Genomic DNA, 19,211 nt, shown 5'->3' with positions numbered 1-19,211 from the left:
ATTCGCTCCGAAGGAGCGCCAATATAGCTAAAGGAGGACACAGCTGCAATGGTGCACACTCAAATAATTAACAAAAATTTACAGGACAAACGGGCGAAAAAAGCATGTTTATATAGTAGAGCCACCTCAAATAAAATTTTGAAGGACTATGAAAAAACACGAACAATTGATGATCATCGCAGCAAAATCAAACATACCCGTACTGCTGCAAGGGGAATCCGGGGTCGGTAAAGAAATCGCCGCACGATTTATTCACGAACACAGCCCACGAAACGCGGGGCCTTTCATCGCGCTCAACTGCGGCGCCATCGCCAGGAACCTCGCCGAAAGCCTATTGGAAGGAGCCAAGAAAGGGTCTTACACCGGAGCCGCAAGCGACCACCAAGGTATTGTGCAGGCGGCCAACGGAGGCACACTTTTTCTCGACGAAATCGGGGAAATGCCATTCGACATGCAAAGCAAACTTTTGCGTATTCTTCAAGAACATTCCGTACTTCCACTGGGAGCAACGCAAAACGAGCCTGTCGACTTCAGACTGGTATGCGCAACAAACAGGGACCTGCAAAACGAAATACGGGACGGAAATTTCCGCAAGGACCTGTACTTTAGGCTAAGCGCCTTCCCCATCGTAATTCCGCCACTCCGCAACAGGGAGGACTTTCCCGAAATTGCAGCAACACTATGGAACGAAATCACAGCCAAAACTTTCGCAGAACAATTCCCACTCCGCAACCGAGAAATCAAGGCTCTATCCAAATACAAGTGGCCGGGCAATATCCGCCAGCTGAAAAACGTACTCCAGCGCTACGCGCTTCTGATGCAGCACAACATTTCGCTCGAAGAAATCCTCGCTGAAGAATTTTCGCGCAAGACAATAAACGATATTGACGACCGTTTCGCATACCAAACAGCGCGGGCATCGGCACCGCAATGGTCATTTATTCAAAAAGCGCTCTACGAAAACGACGGAAACAAAAGCAGGGCCGCCAAGTCCCTAAAAATCAGCCGCGGATGTCTCTGCTACCAAATAAAAAAACACAAGCTCCAACAATGGAGCTCGTGCAAAAATCTAGCGGAATGTGCGTCAGCCTAGAACTTCACACCGACCGCAATGTAATGGTTGCCGCCTTCGAAAGCAGGGCGCGGGCTATAAGCGTAATCGAACACGATCATGCCAAACTTAACACCGAGACCGCCACTGACAGCATCTTCGGTATCCGGGCGGAACGCATAGCCCATGCGGAACGAAAGCATGTCAAAGTAAACGACTTCACCGCCAATCAAAAGTTGCGCCTTCGTATCGGCACGGCGATATCCATCTACAGACAAATGAATCATCCAGCGATCCAGAACCGGGATAAATCCCGATATGCCTGCCTGGAGCGCAAGCGGAGCCGCTTCTTTTTCGGACTCGTACTTACTTGCAAAACCAAGATTCGTAAAGTTCGCGCCAAAGGCAAAATACTGGTTCACGCGGAAAGAACCGCCAGCATCGACCGAGAACAAGAAACCTGTTTCGTCATCGATGGTCTGCGTTGCAAAACGTGCCGAAGCTGCCCAATTGAAAATCTTGGAACGGCTACCGAAACCGGCCAAAAGCGACCAGGCATAAGAGCCATATTCCGAAGTCTTGAGACCGTTCTCGTCACGACCTTCGATGTCATCGTAACCTAAAAAGTCCACCGCGAATGCAAGAGTAAACTTGTCCGCAATAGGAAGTCCGTAATAAGCAGAAACGAAATTATCCGCACCGCCCTTGCCAAAAATCACCTGACTCAAGCCAAATTCCGCTTCGTTTGCGACACTCATCGCGAGCGGATTGCGCGAAACTTCCGAAACACGGCCAGGGTCAGCGACACCGGCACCCGAAAGTGCGGCTGCACGCGGCGAGACCTGCATCGAAAGGAACTTCATCGTCACGCCACCTGGATCCAAATGCCAATACTCCCCGGCAAACGCGAGGGAACCTACGGTAAGCGCAAACGAAAGTAACTTTTTGAACATACGATTAATAAGATACAAAAAAGTAGGAAGCCAGAGTTCGTCTAAACGCGCCAGCCTTCCATAATCTTGAGGCAGTCCGCGAGGAGTTCTGCACTGCGGTCCTTGCCTTCGGTTTCCACGTAGCAGCGGAATTCCGGTGCGTTTCCGCTCGGGCGCAAGTGAATGATATCGCCAGAATCAAATTCCATGCGATAGCCATCGACTTCGTTCAGGGAAACAATCTTGCCCTGGAATGTCTTGTCCTTTGCAAACTTGGAGGGCTTTGCAGCAAGAGCGCCGAACAACTTTTCGCCAAGATTCTTTTCGCGAATTTCGGCAAGCTTAGTCTTGGACTTTTCAGTCGGGAATTCCTTGAGACGGTCACTCACGGTAAAGCGCTTGGGCAGCTTGCGGAGAATGTCTACAACGCACATGCGTTCTTCGCGAACCATCACCATCACGGCAATCATCGGGAGGAGCGCGTCACGTGTCGGGAGAGCCTTGAGCGTACGAGATTCACGCTTGTCGCCCTTCACAAATTCACGAGTTAAATCCGTCTCGAGCAAAAAGCCGCCGTTTGCTTCGTAACCGGCAACGCTTATGTTCTTGTCGTTTGCATCGACCAAGCTTTCCATGCCCGCAATTACATAAGGGCTACCAATGCGGGTGCGGCAAATCTTTTCGAAACTGCCAGATTTTTCGAGCGACGTATTGCAACTCACCGGAGTTGCAATGCGCTTGATACCAAGCGCCTGGGCAGCGAGGATGCCCAGCACGTCGCCACGAAGCCACATGCCCACGTCATCAGCCAAAAGCGGGCGGTCCGAATCGCCATCCGTGCTGAATACGGCATCCACGTAATCCTTGTGCGTAAATTCACGAGCGAGTTCTTCGTCTTCCTTGCGGATTGCTTCGGTATCGACCGGAACAAACACATCGCTACGGCCAAACGGCTTGACCGTTGCTCCGAGGCTTTCGAGAACCTTCACCACGATGTCGCGGCCCACAGCGGAATGCTGGTAAACACCAATCGTGAGTCCGTGCAAAGCATCGCTACCGAAAAAGTCCGGATAGCGCTTGCAGTAATTTGCTTCGGCTTCCGCCTCGACCGCCGGGAGTTCCGGCGCAGCCTTCAGCATGCCCTTGTCGTCAAAAAGCGCTTCGTCGAAATCCACCGACTGCGAAACAATTCCCTGTTCGTCGGCCTTCGTGATTTCGCCATTCGGGTGGTTGAACTTGATACCGTTACGGTCTGCCGGAATATGGCTACCCGTCACCATGATAGTCGGCAAATGCTTGTCGATGCCGTACATCGCAATAGCCGGGCTCGGAATGCTGCCGCAGTAAATGACCTTCCAATTTGCATCGACGCCAGCCTGCACGAGCGACTTCAAGATACGTTCCGTGCTCGGACGCAAATCACCCGCAATCGCAATCGTATGTTCGCACTTGTAAGACGCTTCGCAATACTTGATAAAAGAACGTGCATACACATAGCACACACGGTCGGTCATAGCGCTCACGAGACCGCGGGCACCGCTCGTACCAAACGCCACCCCGGACTGTTTCATAACATCTTGCATAGCAACGGACATAGAAAACCTCTGTTTAATAGACGGCAAAAAGTAGACAGTAAAAATCCACTAAAACCGCCAAATGATTTTACAAAACACAAGATAGAAAAAGCAAGGAGATGCCTAGAGGCGTTCTACCGATAATTGCATTACCTGGCGGCTTTACCCGTCACGCGGTAGCGAACAACTTTTCCTTTGCGTTCCGTGCGGATAAACAGAGACTGTTCTTTCGCATCAAAATACAATTGCGGTTCGTGGGAATGTATAGCCCGCACAGTCGGCAGCGATCTAATCGCGTTCGTCGAATCGCTTGGCACCGAATCTTTCACGGTAGAATCGCTCACCACCACGGAATCTTTTTTCGATGTATCCGGAGCAGGCTCCATAGCCTTCAAAAGTTCAAGCATTTTTTCGGCATAGCGTTTGCCAAACGTTTCATAACCATCACGCGTAAAATGCAACGTGTAGTTCGGCTCCTTGAGTGCGGGGCATCCTGCTGCAGAAATCAAGTGGCCATTCGGAATCAAGTCCGCGGCTTCCTTCACGGCGGTATTTCTCCAGCCGAGATCGCCGCCAGCAGCTGTTGTCGCAAGTTCGCCGATTAAAATCGGAGTTTTTTCTGGGTCAAGTTCCAAAGCCGCAATCAAGTCCTCATAAACTTTTTTCACACGCTTGGGCCAATCATTCATCTGGTAGTCCGCTTCGCCCTGATGGAATAGGAACCCCTTGATAACGCCCTTCTGCTTTGCAATTTTTCCCATCTCTACAATTCGTTTGTACAAATCACCGCCATATTCATCGTAATACTTTAACCACCAAGTATCACCTTTATTTTTTGCACTTTGTACATAAGCCTTATTGCGATCTTTATCAAAAAGGTCAATACTTTGTCCGCCAATGGCAACATTTGCAACCGCCACCGTGATGCTATCAGGGAGGTTTTCAATCATGGTGCGTCCAAAAATATCGACGATACCGACCTTGGATTCGCTATGGCCCATCGGAGGTGCCGCCGGATAAAACTCGCCCACTTTTTGATTTGAATGGTTTGCCGCTCGCAACACAAGGAATCTAGGATTCGTCTCCTTATCCTTGCTAGTGACCGTAGCCTGTCCTGACATATTGGATTGCCCGTAAGCCAGATAGATGTGCAAATTAGGGTCTTGCGCAAAGCAAATCGAAGACGCAAGCATAGTCAAAAACAAGAATTTCCGCATGGGAGTTCTCCAAAAAAAATACCAACCGCTATTTAAAATAAAATCTTTATCGACATGTAAATGTCAAAAAGTGTAAAAAAACTATTTTTTACCCCATGGATAGAGCACGCCGCCGTAAATTCGGACAAAACTTTTTAGATGTCGAAACCGCTACCGCTATCGCAGGCGATTTGCCCGCCGATGCTGGTGAATTCGTTCTTGAAATCGGGCCAGGTCACGGCGCTCTCACAGAACACCTGCTCAATCGCGGGCTAGAACTTACCGCTGTCGAAATTGACGAGCAGTGCGTCGAAGTCTTGAAAGAAAAATTCAAGGATTACAAGAACTTCAACATTGTCAACATTGACTTTTTGAAATTCGACTTGCAAGCATTCTTGGATGCTCACGAAAAACCGTGGGTTACCGGCAACTTGCCGTACAACGTAAGTACAGCAATTATCGCAGGACTTATGCCGCGATTGCATTTGACCAAAGGCTTTATGGGAATGGTCCAACTCGAAGTTGCCGAACGCATTTGCGCTGAGCCCTGCTCCAGCAATTACGGGAGTCTTTCCGTACTCGTTTCTGCATTTGCAAACACGCAAATTTTGCGCAAGATCGGTCCAGAACATTTTACGCCAAAGCCGAATGTCGATAGCGCCACGATGCTTTTGACACCGCGCGAAGATGCGCTCCAGGCACCCGACGGATTCTTTAACTTTGTCCGTACTGCATTCACGCAAAAACGCAAAACGCTCGCCAATTCCTTCGGACGTAATTATGACAAGAAGAAAATCCAGGCGACAATTGAACTTTTGGACTGGCCCACGACCATCCGCGCCGAAGAACTCAGCCCTGAGCAATTCCTGAATTTCTATAAGGCGTTTAAAGGCGAACCGTAACAACACATTCCTTTTAATGTCACCCCGGATTTATTCCGGGGTCACCATTCCCACAAAAGGCTCTGTCATTCCCAGCTAAAAAACTGTCATTCCCGCCACCGAGCGGGAATCTCCCTACAAAAAAAATGATTATTAAGATTATTATAGACAACATCAGCGGTTTTGCAAATAGCAGTTGCACTTGCGATTCCTGCACAGCCGAAGCTCCACAAAAACAATTAAAGGGTGAATGGGGCCTTTGCGTCTACACCGAATTCAACGGCAAACGCATCTTGCTCGATACGGGAGCGTCCACGCAGTTCGCGAAGAACGCAACCATCATGGGGATTGACATTTCCAAAATCGATGTAGGCGTCTTGAGCCACGCACATTATGACCATGCAAACGGCATGCAAGAATTTTTCAACAAGAATAACCACGCCAAATTCTACTTACGCGATGCCGCTCGCGAAAACTGCTATCACACGCACAAATTCTTAAAGTTTTTCACGTATCAAGAATACATCGGCATCCGCAAAGGCACGATCAAAAAGAACGCTGACCGAATCATATTCGCAAAAGGGGATTGCGAAATTTTTCCGGGAGTCACGCTCGTCGGTCACAAGACTCCACACCTCGACGAAATTGGCATACGTGCGCACATGAGCGTCAAGGAAAACGGCAAATACCGCCCCGACAGTTTCGACCACGAACAAAGTCTAGTCTTTGACACGCCCAAGGGACTATTCATCATGAATAGTTGCAGTCATGGCGGTGCAGACAATATCGTCAAAGAAATCGAAGCGACATTCCCCGGCAAACAAATTTATGCCATTCTCGGCGGATTCCATCTATTCCGCACACCTGATGACCGCGTAAAAGCATTCGCTGAACGTCTCCGCGAACTAAACGTCCAAAAAATTTATACAGGACATTGTACTGGCCAGCGCGCCTACGACATTTTGCACGATGTACTCGGCGATAAAGTCGAACAAATGCACACCGGCATGGAAATCGAAGTGTAAAACGCAATAAATTACACATACCATCTTTTATTTATTCTAATTTATCATTTAAAACAGATTTCTATTAACAAGGTATTACCTATGAAAAAACTATTTGCAGTTTTACTCGTCCTGTTCGCCGCAACACTTTCCTTTGCACAGGGTCAAGTACACAAACTTACCATGGACAGAGGATTCTTTACAACAGACTACACCATTGATGGTCAAGAAGTCGATAGCGATGCTTTCGAAAGAGAACTCACCAATGTTCCAGAAGCTATCAGCAAGTGGAACACAGGTAACACGATGAGATATATTTCATGGGGTGCCGCATTTGGTGGTGGATTTCTACTAGGCTACGGAATTGCAGAAGGTTCCGGCTACCAAGCTCCAGAAAGCTATAAAATGAAAGTACTTGCGGGTGGAGTAATCATTGTTGCAGCATTAATTGTCGAACACATCGGCAACTGCAAAAAAGATACTGCTGTTGACATTTACAACAAAGAAATCGGCAAAAACGCAGGTAACGGCTCTACCAACTGGAGCCTCGTTCCAACCGAACAGGGCGGCATTGCTCTCGCATTCAATTTCTAAATAAAATAACAATTAAAATAATTGCGCAAAAAATTTTGATGCAAAATGACAAGCCCTATCGCAACAACGATAGGGTTTTAAATTTGTATTAAAGCAAATAAATTACACTGGATCATTCACCGGCTTGCTGTAATCGCGTTCGCCGAAGAGTGCCGTTCCCACGCGAATCATCGTAGAGCCCTCTTCAATTGCAACTTCCAAATCAAGCGTCATGCCCATCGAAAGTTGATCGAACTTTGCAAAGGCGCCACCTTTCGCAAGGAACTTGTCGCGCAATCCACGCAAGAACGCAAAGCATTCGCGGCTGTCTTCAGGAACACCCGTATTCTTGCCAATCGTCATGAGACCGCGGAAACGCAAATGCGGGAAGTTTTCGCTCTTGCCATCGGCAGCTGCGCCCGCGCGCTTTTCTAAATCTTCAAGGAAAGCTTCGGCTTCGTGAACATCCAAGCCGCTCTTCGTCTCTTCTTCGCCAGCGTTCACCTGGAATAAAATATCAAGAACTTTGCCCTGACCATTTGCAGCTGCAGCACAGACCTTTTCGAGCTTTTCCACCGCTTCGATACTTGCAATGGAATGGATGCAGTCGGCCACGAGCGCCGCCTTCTTGAGCTTGTTACTTTGCACAGGACCAATCACATGGCAACGCACGCGGCTTCCGTCCTTTGCCGTGTGCGGTTCGGAAAATTTGAGTTCCGCTTCTTGCACGCGGTTTTCGCCAAAATCCGTAGCGCCCAAAGCAATCGCATTTTCCACAGCTTCTGCCGGGTGGAACTTGCTCACCCACACAAGCTTAACCGAATCACGGCTGCGACCCGCAATCTTGCAAGCCTCGCCAATCCTTGCTTCGAGAGCTGCAAGGTGCTCGCGCATTTCATCAAGAGTAAATTCCATAGTAGCAGTAAACAGTGGTTAGTAATTAGTGGTTAGGTATAAATCGCGCCTGCAGCGCTTTGAGGTTAATTATCAAGCAGAAATTAGAAATTTTTCAACCCATCATAAAAACAAAGGCAATGCAATCAACGTACCAATCGCAAATACGACTGTATAACCGACTAGTAAAAATTTAGGCGATCTTTTCTTAAGTCCATCACCGCAACAATAAGTCAAAAGTTCCATATTTAAAAATGCGTACGCCACAATTGCCATATTCAATATAATCAAAGGAATCAGTATAATCCACACTATATTTCCCAATACGGCTGTAACTACTAATGGCCAAAAAGGTGTTGTCGCCAAAAAACATATCATAGATTTACTTTTCTGACGCTTCAAACAAAACAAATACAACAATGACAGTGGAATTCCAGCAAGGAAAGGAAGATATAAGCTCGCAGCAAACTCGCCTATATAATTAAAGCTATCCATGTTCTCTCTGCCATAGGCATCATTAATGGCAACTTCTTTTTGATACCAAAACCACGGCAAACTAAATAAAACCATATTCATCAACATACAAATGATGACCGGCCATTTCTTTACCACAAATTTTTGTTCAATTTCAGGAGTTTCCGTATCAATCATTTCATTCCTCATTCATCGTTAAATCATCCTTAACTTCAATCGCGCATTCAGATACCGCATTCACGCTTCCTAGCAGAATCACCAACGCCAACGGCCCAAAAATAACTACGAAAATATTAAAAATCCACAATACAGCACTTAACAATAAAGGAATAGAAGGAATCATCGCCACCATAAGATATTTCATTTTGCTTATTGGACGTTTCCAAAGTCTGCGATAGAAAAGCACCAATGGCGCCCCAAACGATATCGGTAAAAAAGGACACAATACAATCGCCATCATAAAATCAGGTCCAATATCAGATTGACTTGGATCTTCTAAACCCATAAATCTTATATAACTATACGCAAAAGCAACTGCAAATACAATTGCAGGCAAAAGTAAAAGAATAGCCTCCACAATCATAATGTGAATAACTTTCTTTTTTTCAAAAATGTATAAAGGCTTACAATTCTGCATATTTTCCAAAATACAAAAATTACAACCCCCATTTCATCTAATTTGATTATATTACTTGTATAAATTATAATTGCGTTTTAAGGAGGATCTCAAACATGCGAAAAATTTTTTTGCTCCTACTCTTTTTCGCCTCGTTTGCTTCGGCCGGATTTTATTTTGACTTCACATTATCGCCAGTTATTCGGCATTTAGATGCAATCCACACAACTTCACAATCACAGTACCCAAATTACAACGATGAATACCTTGGATACAATGGCATAGGCGGTCTTGTTTCAACGCGTTTCGGCGGTTTAATCAAGGGTGTTGTCGCCATTTACGGGAATATCGAACTTGAAATAACAAAAGGTGATGTCAACGGCTGGAACAAGAAAGAACGCAGCCTTTCCGTGTCTGGCAAGCGTCCTGGTTCTGCTTTCTTCGGAATGGGTCCAGGAGTAACCGTTTATCCATTTTTCAAATCAACTGAAAGTATTCAAAACTTTTATATATCAACCTCAATGAATATCGAAATCGGATCTGGCGGCGACATCGGTCTTCTAGGTGGCAACTATAGATTTGAAACGGGCTATTTGTGGCAATCATCCGAACGGTTCTATTCAGGTATCGCGATAGGCGCCGACATTCTCACTACAACTGACTTAGATACTCATATAAAAGACGAAAAAGGTTATTCCATCTGGATTGGTTTTAAATTTATTCGCAAATAGCAAAAAGGCCCGCTCACATCTCTGTGGCGGGCTCATTTTTCACTTAATTATGCTTTCTTCGCAGCCTTCGGCACTTTGAACAAAATCTTCACGATTTCGTCGATGTGCTTGTGCGGATAAATCTTGAGGCCTTTCTTTGCCGGTTCCGGGAGTTCAGCCACATCCTTCTTGTTGCCTTCGGGCAAGCGGAGTGTCTTTACGCCAGCGGCAAGTGCAGCAAGCGCCTTCTCGTTAAGGCCGCCAATCGGGAGACAGGCGCCCGTGAGGCTCACTTCACCCGTAAACGCAATGTCCGGTGCAATCGGCTGCTTTGTAAACGCACTGAGCAAGCAGAGCGTAAGCGCGATACCAGCAGAGGGCCCATCCTTCGGCACGGCACCTTCCGGCACGTGAATGTGGATGTCGGTCTTTTTCACGATCGCGGGATCAATGCCAAAGCGCTGCAAGCGTTCACGGACAAGTGAAACGGCAATCTGTGCCGATTCCTTCATCACGTCGCCAAGCTTACCGGTCAAAATCAATTGACCCTTGCCGCTCAAGAGCATACATTCAATAGGCAAAATTTCGCCACCGACACTTGTCCAGGCAAGGCCAGTCACAACACCCGGGCGGCCCGGTTCCGGCAACTGGTTGTCAAGGAAACGCGGAGCTCCAAGGTAATCGTGGAGAACCTTTTCCGTCATTTCCGGCTTGAATTTCTTGCCCATCACAATGTCTTTTGCACGATGACGCACCGCATTTTCAAGCACACGTTCAAGCTCGCGAACGCCGGCTTCGCGCGTCCAGCCGCGCATCACGGAGCTAATCATTTCGTCGCTAAAGCTAATTTGTTCATCAAGCTTCACGCCGGTGCGTTCGCAAATGCGCGGGAGCAAATACTTGCCTGCAATCTGCAACTTTTCATGCGGATAGTAGCCCGGCAAGCGCACAATTTCCAAACGGTCGCGCAAGGCTTCGGGAATTTCGCTTTCGCTGTTTGCAGTCGCAATGAACAAAACACGACTCAAGTCAAGCCCCACTTCCATAAAGTGGTCCGTAAAATCGTGATTCTGTTCGGGGTCCAAAACTTCAAGCATGGCGCTTGCGGGGTCACCTCTAAAGTCACTTGCCATCTTGTCGATTTCGTCAAGCAAAATGACAGGGTTCATGCACTTTGCACGGCGCAACGCATGAATGAATCGACCCGGCATGGCACCGATATAGGTACGGCGATGTCCACGAATTTCGGCTTCATCACGCACGCCACCAAGCGTAATGCGGACAAAGTTACGCTGCATGGCCGCAGCAATAGATTCCACGAGCGTTGTCTTACCCACGCCCGGAGGGCCCACAAGGCAAAGAATCGGAGCGCGGCGTTCCGTACCGGTAAGCTTCAGCACGGCCACGTATTCCATAATGCGTTCCTTGACCTTGTCCAAACCAAAATGCTTGGAGTCGAGTTCCGCCTTTACCTTCTTCATATTGAGAACGGTATCGGTGTAAACGCCATAAGGCATGGAAAGGAACCAGTCCACATAATTGCGGCTCACCGCATATTCCGGTGATGTCGGCTGCATCATGCGCATGCGGCTGATTTCGTCTTCGAGCTTTTCTTCAATCGCCTGGCTAAACTTCTTGGCCTTGATTTTCTTGAGCAGCTGGTCGGGTTCCGAAGAACCTCCGTTTTCACCGTCCAGTTCATCTTGCAGCTGGCGGATCTGTTCCGAAATAAACCATTCCTTCTGCTGTTGCGCCATCTTCTGGCGAACATTCTGCTGCACGCGAATCAGTACATTCTCATTTTCTTGAGCCACCTGCATCAAGCTAATCAAACGCTCTGCAAGCGCATCAATCGTTTCCATCTCCAAAAGCGCCTGCTTCTCAGAAAGCGAAATCGAGAGGAACGGGATCATCCCGTAAAAAGCGTTAATGTGACTATCCATCGTAAAGAGCGCTTCGACCATGCCCTCGGCGATGTTCCTATGCATCGCGTATTCGCGGAACATGTTCAGCACATCTTCAAACTTTTCGCACTTATCTTCGGCCTTAACAAAACGTTCCCTGGCAGAAACAGTCACCTGCAAAAATCCATCGCGCAAAATAATCGAACGGAGATCCACCACCGCATCGCCTTCCAAGACGACCTTTACACAGCCGTTCGGGAACGGGGTCACATTCGCCACGCGAGCAATCACGCCCACCGTATAAAGGTCGAGCATCGGATTGTCGAGCGATTCCTGTTCCACGTTTTTCTGTGCAACCAAGATAATTTCATTGTTATGGTTCTCAGCAAATTCCAAGGCGCGAAGAGACATCTCGCGACCTACCAAAATGCGTCTCGTCGTCAGCGGAAAAACAACAGCATCCCTCAGCGGGAGCAACGGATACGTTTTATTAAAGTCAAAAGCCATATTATAAAATTAGTAAACCTCGCAAAGTTGCGAGGTAATGAGGTTGTCTAGGCGACGCTAGTCTTTGATTTCTTGGAAGCCCCGCCACCCGAGGTAGGTTTAGAATAAAGGCTTTCCTTTACCATCTCAACTGTTACGGTAAACGTTTTTTCACCAGAACCCGGCATCTTGAACATAGCCTGCTGCAATACACGCTCCATCACGGAACGCAGCCCACGGGCACCCGTCTTGCGGGTCATCGTCTCGCGGACAATTTCCTTGAGGGCTTCGTCTTCGAATTCGAGCTTGATGTTGTCCATAGCGAACAAGCTCTTGTACTGCTTGACAAGCGCATTCTTCGGCTGAGTCAAAATGTTCATGAGAGCATTTTCGTCGAGTTCTTCGAGCGCAACAGCAATCGGCAAACGACCGACAATTTCTGGGATAAGACCGAACTTGATCAAGTCTTCCGGTTCGAGCTGCTTAAAGAGTTCGCTCAAGCTGTTTTCGCTAGCCGTGTGGATTTCGGCACCAAAGCCCATACCACCCTGGTTCACGCGCTGGGAAATAATCTTGTCCAAGGTTTCAAAGGCGCCACCGCAAATGAACAAGATGTTTCTCGTGTTCACCTGCACAAGCGGCTGTTCCGGATGCTTACGGCCACCCTTCGGCGGAACCGACGCAACCGTACCTTCCAAAAGCTTCAAGAGGCCCTGCTGCACACCTTCACCGCTCACGTCGCGGGTAATGGAAGGGTTAGCAGTCTTACGCGCAATCTTGTCGATTTCATCGATAAAGATAATGCCGCGTTCAGCCTTTGCCACATCGTAATCGGCAGCCTGCAACAAGCGCACGATGATGCTGTCGACGTCTTCGCCCACATAGCCTGCTTCAGTCAAAACGGTAGCATCGGCAATCGTGAACGGCACGTCCAAAAAACGGGCCATCGTCTGAGCCAACAAGGTCTTTCCCGAACCGGTCGGGCCAACCAAGAGCAAGTTCGACTTTTCAACATCGACATCGTCCTTGGACTTATGAGTCTGCTTGTAGCGAAGACGCTTGTAATGGTTGTAAACGGCAACAGAAAGCGCCATCTTTGCACGGTCCTGTCCAATGACAAAATCGTCCAGGTGCGCCTTAATTTCGGTCGGGAGCGGAAGCGGCTTCGAGGAAATTTCCTTAGCTTCCTGTTCCTGTTTCGTACGTGCAAGGTCTTCTTCCAAGATACGGCTGCACATGCGTATGCAATCGCTGCAAATATACGCACCGGCACCGGTAATCATCTTTTCGACCTGTTCTGCCGGCTTTCCGCAAAAACTGCAACTCACCGCCGGGTGGTTTTTCCCACTACGATACATTAAATACCCTCTTTACGCGGCACAAAAATTTCGTCGATAACACCAAAAGCCTTTGCTTCTTCGGGGCCCATGTAAAAGTCGCGGTCCGTCTTTTCGCGGACTTCGTCGACAGCCCTGCCGGTGTGCTTAGCGACAATTTCGGTAAGGGTATCCTTTGTACGGATAATTTCCTTTGCGGTAATCTGAATATCTGTAGATTGACCGGTAGCAGCACCCGACGGCTGGTGCAACATGATGCGGGAATGCGGGAGCGCATAACGCTTGCCCTTCGTACCTGCAGCAAGGAGCACGGCGGCCATCGAAGCACAACTACCAATGCAGATGGTCGCGATATTCGGACGAACATGCTGCATGGTATCATAAATGGCAAGCCCTGCCGACACGTAACCGCCCGGGCTGTTAATATACAGCGTGATATCCTTTTCCGGATTCTCGTATTCTAGGAAAATCAACTGGGCCATGACATTATTTGCCACTTCGTCGTTAATCGGAGTGCCCAAAAAGATGATACGTTCCTTGAGAAGTCTGGAATAGATATCGTAAGCGCGTTCGCCGCGCCCGGTAGTTTCAATGACGGTAGGGATGAGCATTTATTCCTCTTATTACTTTGTTTCTTCAGCAGCCGGACGGATACCGACGATGAAGTCAGCGGCCATCTGGAAGCGAAGTTCGTCGCGCAGCTGGTTGATACGGCCAGACTGACGGAAGTGGTTCTTCAAGTTTTCGAATTCCACGTGGTAAGCGTTAGCCATCTGCTGGAGGCGTTCGTCAACGAGAGCCTGCGTCGGCTTGATCTTTTCCTTCGTGGCAACGAATTCGAGAATGCGGTGCTTCTTGATTTCGCGGATAGCTTCGCCGGAGAGTTCATTTATCTGTTCTTCGGTCGGTTCCACAACGTCCTTTTCGCTCTGGGCATTGCGGTTGAGCGTCCACTTGATGAGGTCGTAAATACGAGCCTTCGGCACTTCGAACGGGTTAGCTTCGATGAGCTTGTCGATAGCTTCGTTGATGGACTTGTTCTTTGCAGCGTCCTTCTTCTGGGCAGCGAGGCTTTCGGCGAGGTTGTTTCTCAAGTCAGCTTCGTCCTTCACGCCAATCTGCTTGCAGAATTCTTCGTCCAAAGTCGGCGGAACGATTTCGCGAACGTCCTTGATTTCGACGTTGAACTGAGCGGTCTTGCCGCGGTAGCGTTCGTCCTTGTGGTCATCCGGATACTTGAAGTTGATTTCCTTCTTGTCGCCGGCCTTAGAACCCATGAGGCCTTCGTCGAATCCCGGAGAAGCGGATTCACCGAGGAGAGAGCGGAATTCCTTGTTTTCCGGAAGTTCCTGCTTTTCACCGTCGATAACAACTTCGATATAGTCACCAACAACAACGTCACCCTTCTTGGCTTCGCGGTCAACGTGTTCGTCCTTGCTCCACATCTGCATGAGGCGGTCGAATTCAGCCTGGACTTCTTCTTCGTGAACGGCAGTAGCCGGAACGGTGATACCCGTGTCTGCGTAACCCTTGATATCGATTTCCGGATCAACTTCGACTTCGACCTTCAGTGTGATGTCGCTCTTTTCGTCGTCGTTGAATTCCTTCACGACCATCTTGCCAACCGGAATGATATTTGCGCCCTTGAGCGTTTCCTGAACGATAGAGTTCACGATATCATCGACAGCTTCGTGACGGATGGAAGGTCCGAACTGCTTCAAGATCATGGACTTCGGCACTTGACCCTGGCGGAAGCCCTTCAAGGCGACCTGCTTCTTGTACTGAGAAAGCTTCTTTTCGAACGGAACCTTGAGATCACCCTGCGGGATTGTAATTTCAAGGGTGCGCACGGTTGCGCTTGTTTCTTTGATTTCAGCGGACATATAGACTCCGGTATACGGTTGTTAAAAAGGTGATAAAAAAAGAACTGCGAGGGGTGGGAGTCGAACCCACACACCGAAGTACCAGATCCTAAGTCTGGCGCGTCTGCCAATTCCGCCACTCTCGCGATTTCAAGACCAAAGATACAAAAAATTGCAAAAAGTTATTCTGTTTTTTTCCGTAAATAGCCTTTTGCAACAGCCAAGAATCACCTTTTTTCTATAACACCGTAAAAACGGGACGGGTAACGCTTCGGAATAAGGCCCAGCTTGTTGAGCACGCGGAACGGGAGCATCAGGAGGAATCCGAGCGGACCCGTAAAGCAGTTGCGTAAAAGCTTGATGCCCGCCCCCGGGAACAAGTAGTCGCCCATCGTAAGGCTATACTCCACACCGAGGCCATCCAAAAGCAGCTTCATTTCATCGTACGAAAAATGCGACAGGTGGTCCGATACTGCGATATGCGCATACGTGAGTCCGCTTTCAAACAAAGTGTCAAAATCGTTCGTGCACGGGAGCGAAAAAAGCACACGCTTTTTTGCAGCCCCGATTGCAGCCTTCAAGAACTCCACCGGATGCGGAACATGTTCCAGAACCTCAATCATCATGACCGTATCGGCCAGATTTTCCTGAAGCGGCTCACCCGGTTCAAGCAATTTTGTCTTGAGCCCATTCTTGTCGGCAACAGCAAGCGATTCCTCGTTGATATCGGCAACCGTCGTATCAAAGCCAGCCTTCTTCAATTCGAGCGAGTAAGCGCCTCTGCCACCACCGAGATCGAGCACCGTTTCCCCGCGAACCTCGCGGAGCAAAAACTCGACCAGCGGCTTGTGAGCCTCCCCCGGCATAGCCGGCGGACCCGGAACGAAGAAAGAACTTTGACCTTGCAATTTACCCATGGCTCGAAATATAGTAACTAAGTTCTTTTTTATCTTTACATCAATGTTTCAGGCGTTCCGCAATATCAAAATCGGCGTATTTATCGCATTTGTAAACCTCCTTATTCAAGGAATTTCATTTTTTGTACAGAATTTCATTGCACGGAACCTTGGTACAGCTTCGTACGGACACTTTGGACTCCTCCAAACGGACTATTCCGTCTTTTGCGCCATCGCCGACTTCGGCATGACCACCCTCATCCTCGCTTTTTTCGGGAGCCGTGCCACGAAAGGAACGCTTTTCAGGAGCATCCTGCAACTGCGGCTTTTTTCAGCCGTGGCAGCAGCTCTCCTCATGATCGCATTCGCGTTCACGTTCCGCTACAACCATCCGATTTTTTACGGCGAACTGATTTTCACATTTGGGCTCGTGTTCCAGCATGCATTTTTCGACTGGTACTTCATCTGCGGAAAATTCTGGAAACGCCTCTTTGTCTCGAAACTCCTGCACACGATTTCGTATTCCGCGGTCATGGGCATCACGCTGCTCTACTTCAAAGCAGAACGCATTGAACTGATTGCGCTTGCAATGGTCCTTGCCGCCCTCCCCGCATTCTTCTACGGCGTCACGCAGGCATTCCACGCGCATCTCCTGAAAATCACGCGCCGTACGTTCCGCTTTATCGCACTCATGATCAAGGCCGGCATTCCGTATGCCATTTCGAGCTTTGCCGCATTCGCCTACTTGCCCATCGGCCTCTATGTCGCCGACAAGTTCGCCAGTGCCGAATTCCTCGGCTGCTACAATTTCGGGCATAAGATTCTCGTGCTCTGCTCGGGCATCATGGTGCACTTCATCTCGTCAAACCTCATCACACTCCACGCCTCGCACGACAAAGACCTTCACCTCAAAGACATCGCGGTATTCACGCTGTTCATCGCAATTTGCTCTTCGCCCCTGTGGCTACTTCCATCGTGGATTTTAAAGATTCTCTTCTTTGCCGCCCCGTGGACCGAAACTACGCTACAAACAAGCGCAAGTATTTTACAGATACTTTCGTTCTCGCTCATTTTCCAGGCTGCACGCACTACGCTCATCTCGACACTCCTCAAAGAGCACGCCACACGCGCCTACGCCATCATGGTGAGCATCGGCGGAGCTTCGAACGTCATCGCTTGCGGGCTTGCAGGGATTTACCTCGAAAACGCCATGATTCCGCTTTTCGCCCTCACCGGCGATTTGGTGATTACTGCAATTTTATTTGGGTACTTTATCCGCAACAGCAGAATCCGCTGGTAAGGCAAGCATCAGGCCTAGCCAAACAACGGCAACAAAAATTCATAAATACAGTAGCCTAAAGCAACGATAAATAACAATATCACAAAATGCCGCCAATTGAGCAGCATAGACAATAGGTCTGTCAAAACATCTATAAAAAAGCTCATAAGCTCTACGTTCTGCTTACCGCTACTTCACATTCAGTGCTTGTCGATTTTGTGTCTACCTCGTTACCCACGACTTCAGGGTCTGCCGGCAAAATAGTGCGGCCGCTGCTGACAGTACAGACAAAGAAAAAGAACGACATCCACACCCAATACATACTTTGTTTATAACCGGTCGTAAAGTTCCACAGGATAATCCACATCATGAACGTTGCCGAGAGCAACAGCATAAACGGATTTTTCGCCACAGCCATCTTGTGGTAACAGAACGTAAAGAGCACGCCAAAGAAGAACGGCAACAAGAATATTCCGGGCAGCCCAAAATCCTTGTAGGCGTCCCACAAATAAGGAATCGTGTTGAGGCCCGGGTATTTCACGATACTCTCGTTAAACGGAGTATCCCATCCAAAGCTCTGCTGCAAACCATCGCCAATGTGCATCAAGTGTGTCACGCCAAAGAACGCATCGATACCGTACGTCCAATCATGTTCAGGGATATCGCTCATGCGGTTGAACGCGTAATCCAGATTCCAGTAGTTGTTCGCCACATACTTGTACGGGAGCAGCGCCACTTCCTTTGCAATCTTGCTATCGGTAATGTCGGAGTTCCCATATTGCCCCTTGAGCGATGCAACCCCCACAAAAAAGATGACAACAAATACAGTCACCACCGCAAGCGAGCGCCACGAAAACCGCCCGCGCAAGTAGTTGAACAAAATCATGAACATGCCAAGGCAGAGCATGTTGATACCGCGGCTCGGGTACGTCGCAAACGAAAGAAGAATTGTGAACAGCACCATAAAGCGCGACGCGTAGCGTACCCAGCGCACCGGGTTCATGGACTTGAACGACGCCACTGCAAAAAGCCCGACCACCATCGCACCCGACGTAAAGAAGTCTGCGTACTTGAGCACGTCGTTATCCTTACCCGTGAGCCACTGCGACGGATTATCCGTCAATAGCACAAGGTTCCCGGTCACAGAAATCACGCCAAGCACACCTACAAAGAAATATGCGAACGCTGAAAAACTCAAGAAGAAATGACAGACCCAATTGTACTCGCCGTGAACTTCAAGCTTTTTCTGCAACGGAGGTCCACCAGCCGATTTCCACGCAAAATCCGTCACATAGCAACCGACCAAAAAGCAGAACATGCCGCCGCCCCACACGAGCCACGTCGAATAATAGAAATCCGACATCATCGGCAGGAACTGTAAATACGAGACGCCAAGCATCACCATCTGCACCAAGAAGTACAGAGTCGACGGACGGAAAAAATCTTCCTTGAAAATGGAGATAAGCACCAGGGCAACGATGGCAAGCGCAAACATCACGCTCGACTCTGGATAAGCAAACAGCATCTCCATCATGCCCAGAC

General features: G+C 48.6%; 18 protein-coding genes and 1 tRNA gene. 6 read left to right on the top strand and 13 right to left on the bottom strand.

Annotated elements, in window-relative coordinates:
- Nucleotides 1-148 precede the first annotated feature (148 nt).
- Nucleotides 149-1,093, top strand: a complete 945-nt coding sequence (locus BUA34_RS13905; RefSeq protein WP_072830592.1) for a sigma 54-interacting transcriptional regulator — start codon at nucleotides 149-151, stop codon at nucleotides 1,091-1,093.
- Here the strand turns inward: BUA34_RS13905 and BUA34_RS13900 are convergent.
- From BUA34_RS13900 to BUA34_RS13890, 3 genes are all read right to left on the bottom strand, one after another.
- Entirely contained in the window at nucleotides 1,090-2,004 is a 915-nt protein-coding gene (locus BUA34_RS13900; RefSeq protein ID WP_072830695.1) for a PorV/PorQ family protein, read from the bottom strand. The two genes, BUA34_RS13905 and BUA34_RS13900, sit on opposite strands and share 4 nt — an antisense overlap.
- A 41-nt stretch (nucleotides 2,005-2,045) precedes the next feature.
- The gene (locus BUA34_RS13895; protein ID WP_072830590.1) at nucleotides 2,046-3,578 is read right to left on the bottom strand and encodes a phosphomannomutase; all 1,533 of its coding nucleotides are present in this window, start codon (nucleotides 3,576-3,578) and stop codon (nucleotides 2,046-2,048) included.
- A gap of 128 nt (nucleotides 3,579-3,706) precedes the next feature.
- Nucleotides 3,707-4,774 carry a sialate O-acetylesterase gene (locus tag BUA34_RS13890; protein ID WP_072830588.1) on the bottom strand — a complete coding sequence of 356 codons (1,068 nt, stop codon included), beginning with the start codon at nucleotides 4,772-4,774 and terminating at the stop codon, nucleotides 3,707-3,709.
- A gap of 95 nt (nucleotides 4,775-4,869) precedes the next feature.
- On the opposite strand from BUA34_RS13890, the gene rsmA reads away from it, so the two are divergent.
- From rsmA to BUA34_RS13875, 3 genes are all read left to right on the top strand, one after another.
- Nucleotides 4,870-5,655 (top strand): 16S rRNA (adenine(1518)-N(6)/adenine(1519)-N(6))-dimethyltransferase RsmA, encoded by a 786-nt coding sequence (gene rsmA / locus BUA34_RS13885; RefSeq protein ID WP_072830587.1) that lies wholly within the window; start codon nucleotides 4,870-4,872, stop codon nucleotides 5,653-5,655.
- Nucleotides 5,656-5,780: 125 nt separating this feature from the next.
- Nucleotides 5,781-6,659: an MBL fold metallo-hydrolase gene (locus BUA34_RS13880; RefSeq protein WP_072830586.1), complete on the top strand. Its 879-nt coding sequence runs from the start codon at nucleotides 5,781-5,783 to the stop codon at nucleotides 6,657-6,659.
- A gap of 81 nt (nucleotides 6,660-6,740) precedes the next feature.
- Nucleotides 6,741-7,232, top strand: coding sequence for a hypothetical protein (locus BUA34_RS13875; RefSeq protein ID WP_072830585.1), 492 nt, complete (start codon nucleotides 6,741-6,743; stop codon nucleotides 7,230-7,232).
- A 102-nt stretch (nucleotides 7,233-7,334) separates the two neighbouring features.
- Here the strand turns inward: BUA34_RS13875 and BUA34_RS13870 are convergent, their stop codons facing one another.
- The 3 genes from BUA34_RS13870 to BUA34_RS13860 form a co-directional block, all read right to left on the bottom strand.
- Nucleotides 7,335-8,126 (bottom strand): YggS family pyridoxal phosphate-dependent enzyme, encoded by a 792-nt coding sequence (locus BUA34_RS13870; protein WP_072830584.1) that lies wholly within the window; start codon nucleotides 8,124-8,126, stop codon nucleotides 7,335-7,337.
- A 102-nt stretch (nucleotides 8,127-8,228) separates the two neighbouring features.
- Nucleotides 8,229-8,756, bottom strand: coding sequence for a hypothetical protein (locus BUA34_RS13865; protein ID WP_072830583.1), 528 nt, complete (start codon nucleotides 8,754-8,756; stop codon nucleotides 8,229-8,231).
- A 1-nt stretch (nucleotide 8,757) separates the two neighbouring features.
- On the bottom strand, nucleotides 8,758-9,216 hold the full coding sequence (locus tag BUA34_RS13860; protein ID WP_072830582.1) for a hypothetical protein: 459 nt from the start codon (nucleotides 9,214-9,216) through the stop codon (nucleotides 8,758-8,760).
- Nucleotides 9,217-9,311: 95 nt separating this feature from the next.
- Between BUA34_RS13860 and BUA34_RS13855 the strand changes: the two genes are divergently transcribed.
- Nucleotides 9,312-9,926, top strand: a complete 615-nt coding sequence (locus BUA34_RS13855; protein ID WP_072830581.1) for a hypothetical protein — start codon at nucleotides 9,312-9,314, stop codon at nucleotides 9,924-9,926.
- A 47-nt stretch (nucleotides 9,927-9,973) separates the two neighbouring features.
- Here BUA34_RS13855 and lon read toward each other — a convergent pair whose 3' ends face one another.
- The 6 genes from lon to BUA34_RS13825 form a co-directional block, all read right to left on the bottom strand.
- Nucleotides 9,974-12,316, bottom strand: a complete 2,343-nt coding sequence (lon, locus tag BUA34_RS13850) for an endopeptidase La (protein ID WP_072830579.1) — start codon at nucleotides 12,314-12,316, stop codon at nucleotides 9,974-9,976.
- A 47-nt stretch (nucleotides 12,317-12,363) separates the two neighbouring features.
- The gene (gene clpX, locus BUA34_RS13845) at nucleotides 12,364-13,653 is read right to left on the bottom strand and encodes an ATP-dependent Clp protease ATP-binding subunit ClpX (RefSeq protein ID WP_072830577.1); all 1,290 of its coding nucleotides are present in this window, start codon (nucleotides 13,651-13,653) and stop codon (nucleotides 12,364-12,366) included.
- On the bottom strand, nucleotides 13,653-14,243 hold the full coding sequence (locus BUA34_RS13840; RefSeq protein WP_072830575.1) for an ATP-dependent Clp protease proteolytic subunit: 591 nt from the start codon (nucleotides 14,241-14,243) through the stop codon (nucleotides 13,653-13,655). The genes clpX and BUA34_RS13840 overlap by 1 nt, the downstream gene beginning before the upstream one ends.
- A 12-nt stretch (nucleotides 14,244-14,255) precedes the next feature.
- A complete protein-coding gene (tig, locus tag BUA34_RS13835; RefSeq protein ID WP_072830573.1) occupies nucleotides 14,256-15,515 on the bottom strand; it encodes a trigger factor in 1,260 nt (419 codons plus the stop codon).
- 45 nt (nucleotides 15,516-15,560) lie between these two features.
- Nucleotides 15,561-15,640: transfer RNA gene (locus BUA34_RS13830), tRNA-Leu, on the bottom strand.
- 81 nt (nucleotides 15,641-15,721) lie between these two features.
- The gene (locus BUA34_RS13825) at nucleotides 15,722-16,411 is read right to left on the bottom strand and encodes a class I SAM-dependent methyltransferase (protein ID WP_072830571.1); all 690 of its coding nucleotides are present in this window, start codon (nucleotides 16,409-16,411) and stop codon (nucleotides 15,722-15,724) included.
- Between BUA34_RS13825 and BUA34_RS13820 the strand changes: the two genes are divergently transcribed.
- Nucleotides 16,410-17,690, top strand: coding sequence for an oligosaccharide flippase family protein (locus BUA34_RS13820; RefSeq protein ID WP_083579804.1), 1,281 nt, complete (start codon nucleotides 16,410-16,412; stop codon nucleotides 17,688-17,690). The two genes, BUA34_RS13825 and BUA34_RS13820, sit on opposite strands and share 2 nt — an antisense overlap.
- Nucleotides 17,691-17,841: 151 nt before the next feature.
- On the opposite strand, the gene BUA34_RS13815 is transcribed toward BUA34_RS13820, so the two are convergent.
- Nucleotides 17,842-19,203: an O-antigen polymerase gene (locus BUA34_RS13815; protein ID WP_072830567.1), complete on the bottom strand. Its 1,362-nt coding sequence runs from the start codon at nucleotides 19,201-19,203 to the stop codon at nucleotides 17,842-17,844.
- Between the last annotated feature and the right edge of the window lie 8 nt (nucleotides 19,204-19,211).

The organism is Fibrobacter sp. UWB12, assembly GCF_900142485.1.
In the GTDB taxonomy this organism is placed as follows: Bacteria; Fibrobacterota; Fibrobacteria; order Fibrobacterales; family Fibrobacteraceae; genus Fibrobacter.
Note: the sequence above shows the minus strand (reverse complement) of the source record. Positions and strands in the feature narration are given on the sequence as shown.

Excerpts from the sequence above, each read along its gene's own strand:
- BUA34_RS13905 (WP_072830592.1), top strand. The coding sequence starts at position 149 with ATGAAAAAACACGAACAATTGATGATCATCGCAGCAAAATCAAACATA.
- BUA34_RS13900 (WP_072830695.1), bottom strand. The coding sequence starts at position 2,004 with ATGTTCAAAAAGTTACTTTCGTTTGCGCTTACCGTAGGTTCCCTCGCG.
- BUA34_RS13895 (WP_072830590.1), bottom strand. The coding sequence starts at position 3,578 with ATGTCCGTTGCTATGCAAGATGTTATGAAACAGTCCGGGGTGGCGTTT.
- BUA34_RS13890 (WP_072830588.1), bottom strand. The coding sequence starts at position 4,774 with ATGCGGAAATTCTTGTTTTTGACTATGCTTGCGTCTTCGATTTGCTTT.
- rsmA (WP_072830587.1), top strand. The coding sequence starts at position 4,870 with ATGGATAGAGCACGCCGCCGTAAATTCGGACAAAACTTTTTAGATGTC.
- BUA34_RS13880 (WP_072830586.1), top strand. The coding sequence starts at position 5,781 with ATGATTATTAAGATTATTATAGACAACATCAGCGGTTTTGCAAATAGC.
- BUA34_RS13875 (WP_072830585.1), top strand. The coding sequence starts at position 6,741 with ATGAAAAAACTATTTGCAGTTTTACTCGTCCTGTTCGCCGCAACACTT.
- BUA34_RS13870 (WP_072830584.1), bottom strand. The coding sequence starts at position 8,126 with ATGGAATTTACTCTTGATGAAATGCGCGAGCACCTTGCAGCTCTCGAA.
- BUA34_RS13865 (WP_072830583.1), bottom strand. The coding sequence starts at position 8,756 with ATGATTGATACGGAAACTCCTGAAATTGAACAAAAATTTGTGGTAAAG.
- BUA34_RS13860 (WP_072830582.1), bottom strand. The coding sequence starts at position 9,216 with ATGCAGAATTGTAAGCCTTTATACATTTTTGAAAAAAAGAAAGTTATT.
- BUA34_RS13855 (WP_072830581.1), top strand. The coding sequence starts at position 9,312 with ATGCGAAAAATTTTTTTGCTCCTACTCTTTTTCGCCTCGTTTGCTTCG.
- lon (WP_072830579.1), bottom strand. The coding sequence starts at position 12,316 with ATGGCTTTTGACTTTAATAAAACGTATCCGTTGCTCCCGCTGAGGGAT.
- clpX (WP_072830577.1), bottom strand. The coding sequence starts at position 13,653 with ATGTATCGTAGTGGGAAAAACCACCCGGCGGTGAGTTGCAGTTTTTGC.
- BUA34_RS13840 (WP_072830575.1), bottom strand. The coding sequence starts at position 14,243 with ATGCTCATCCCTACCGTCATTGAAACTACCGGGCGCGGCGAACGCGCT.
- tig (WP_072830573.1), bottom strand. The coding sequence starts at position 15,515 with ATGTCCGCTGAAATCAAAGAAACAAGCGCAACCGTGCGCACCCTTGAA.
- BUA34_RS13820 (WP_083579804.1), top strand. The coding sequence starts at position 16,410 with ATGGCTCGAAATATAGTAACTAAGTTCTTTTTTATCTTTACATCAATG.
- BUA34_RS13825 (WP_072830571.1), bottom strand. The coding sequence starts at position 16,411 with ATGGGTAAATTGCAAGGTCAAAGTTCTTTCTTCGTTCCGGGTCCGCCG.
- BUA34_RS13815 (WP_072830567.1), bottom strand. The coding sequence starts at position 19,203 with ATGATGGAGATGCTGTTTGCTTATCCAGAGTCGAGCGTGATGTTTGCG.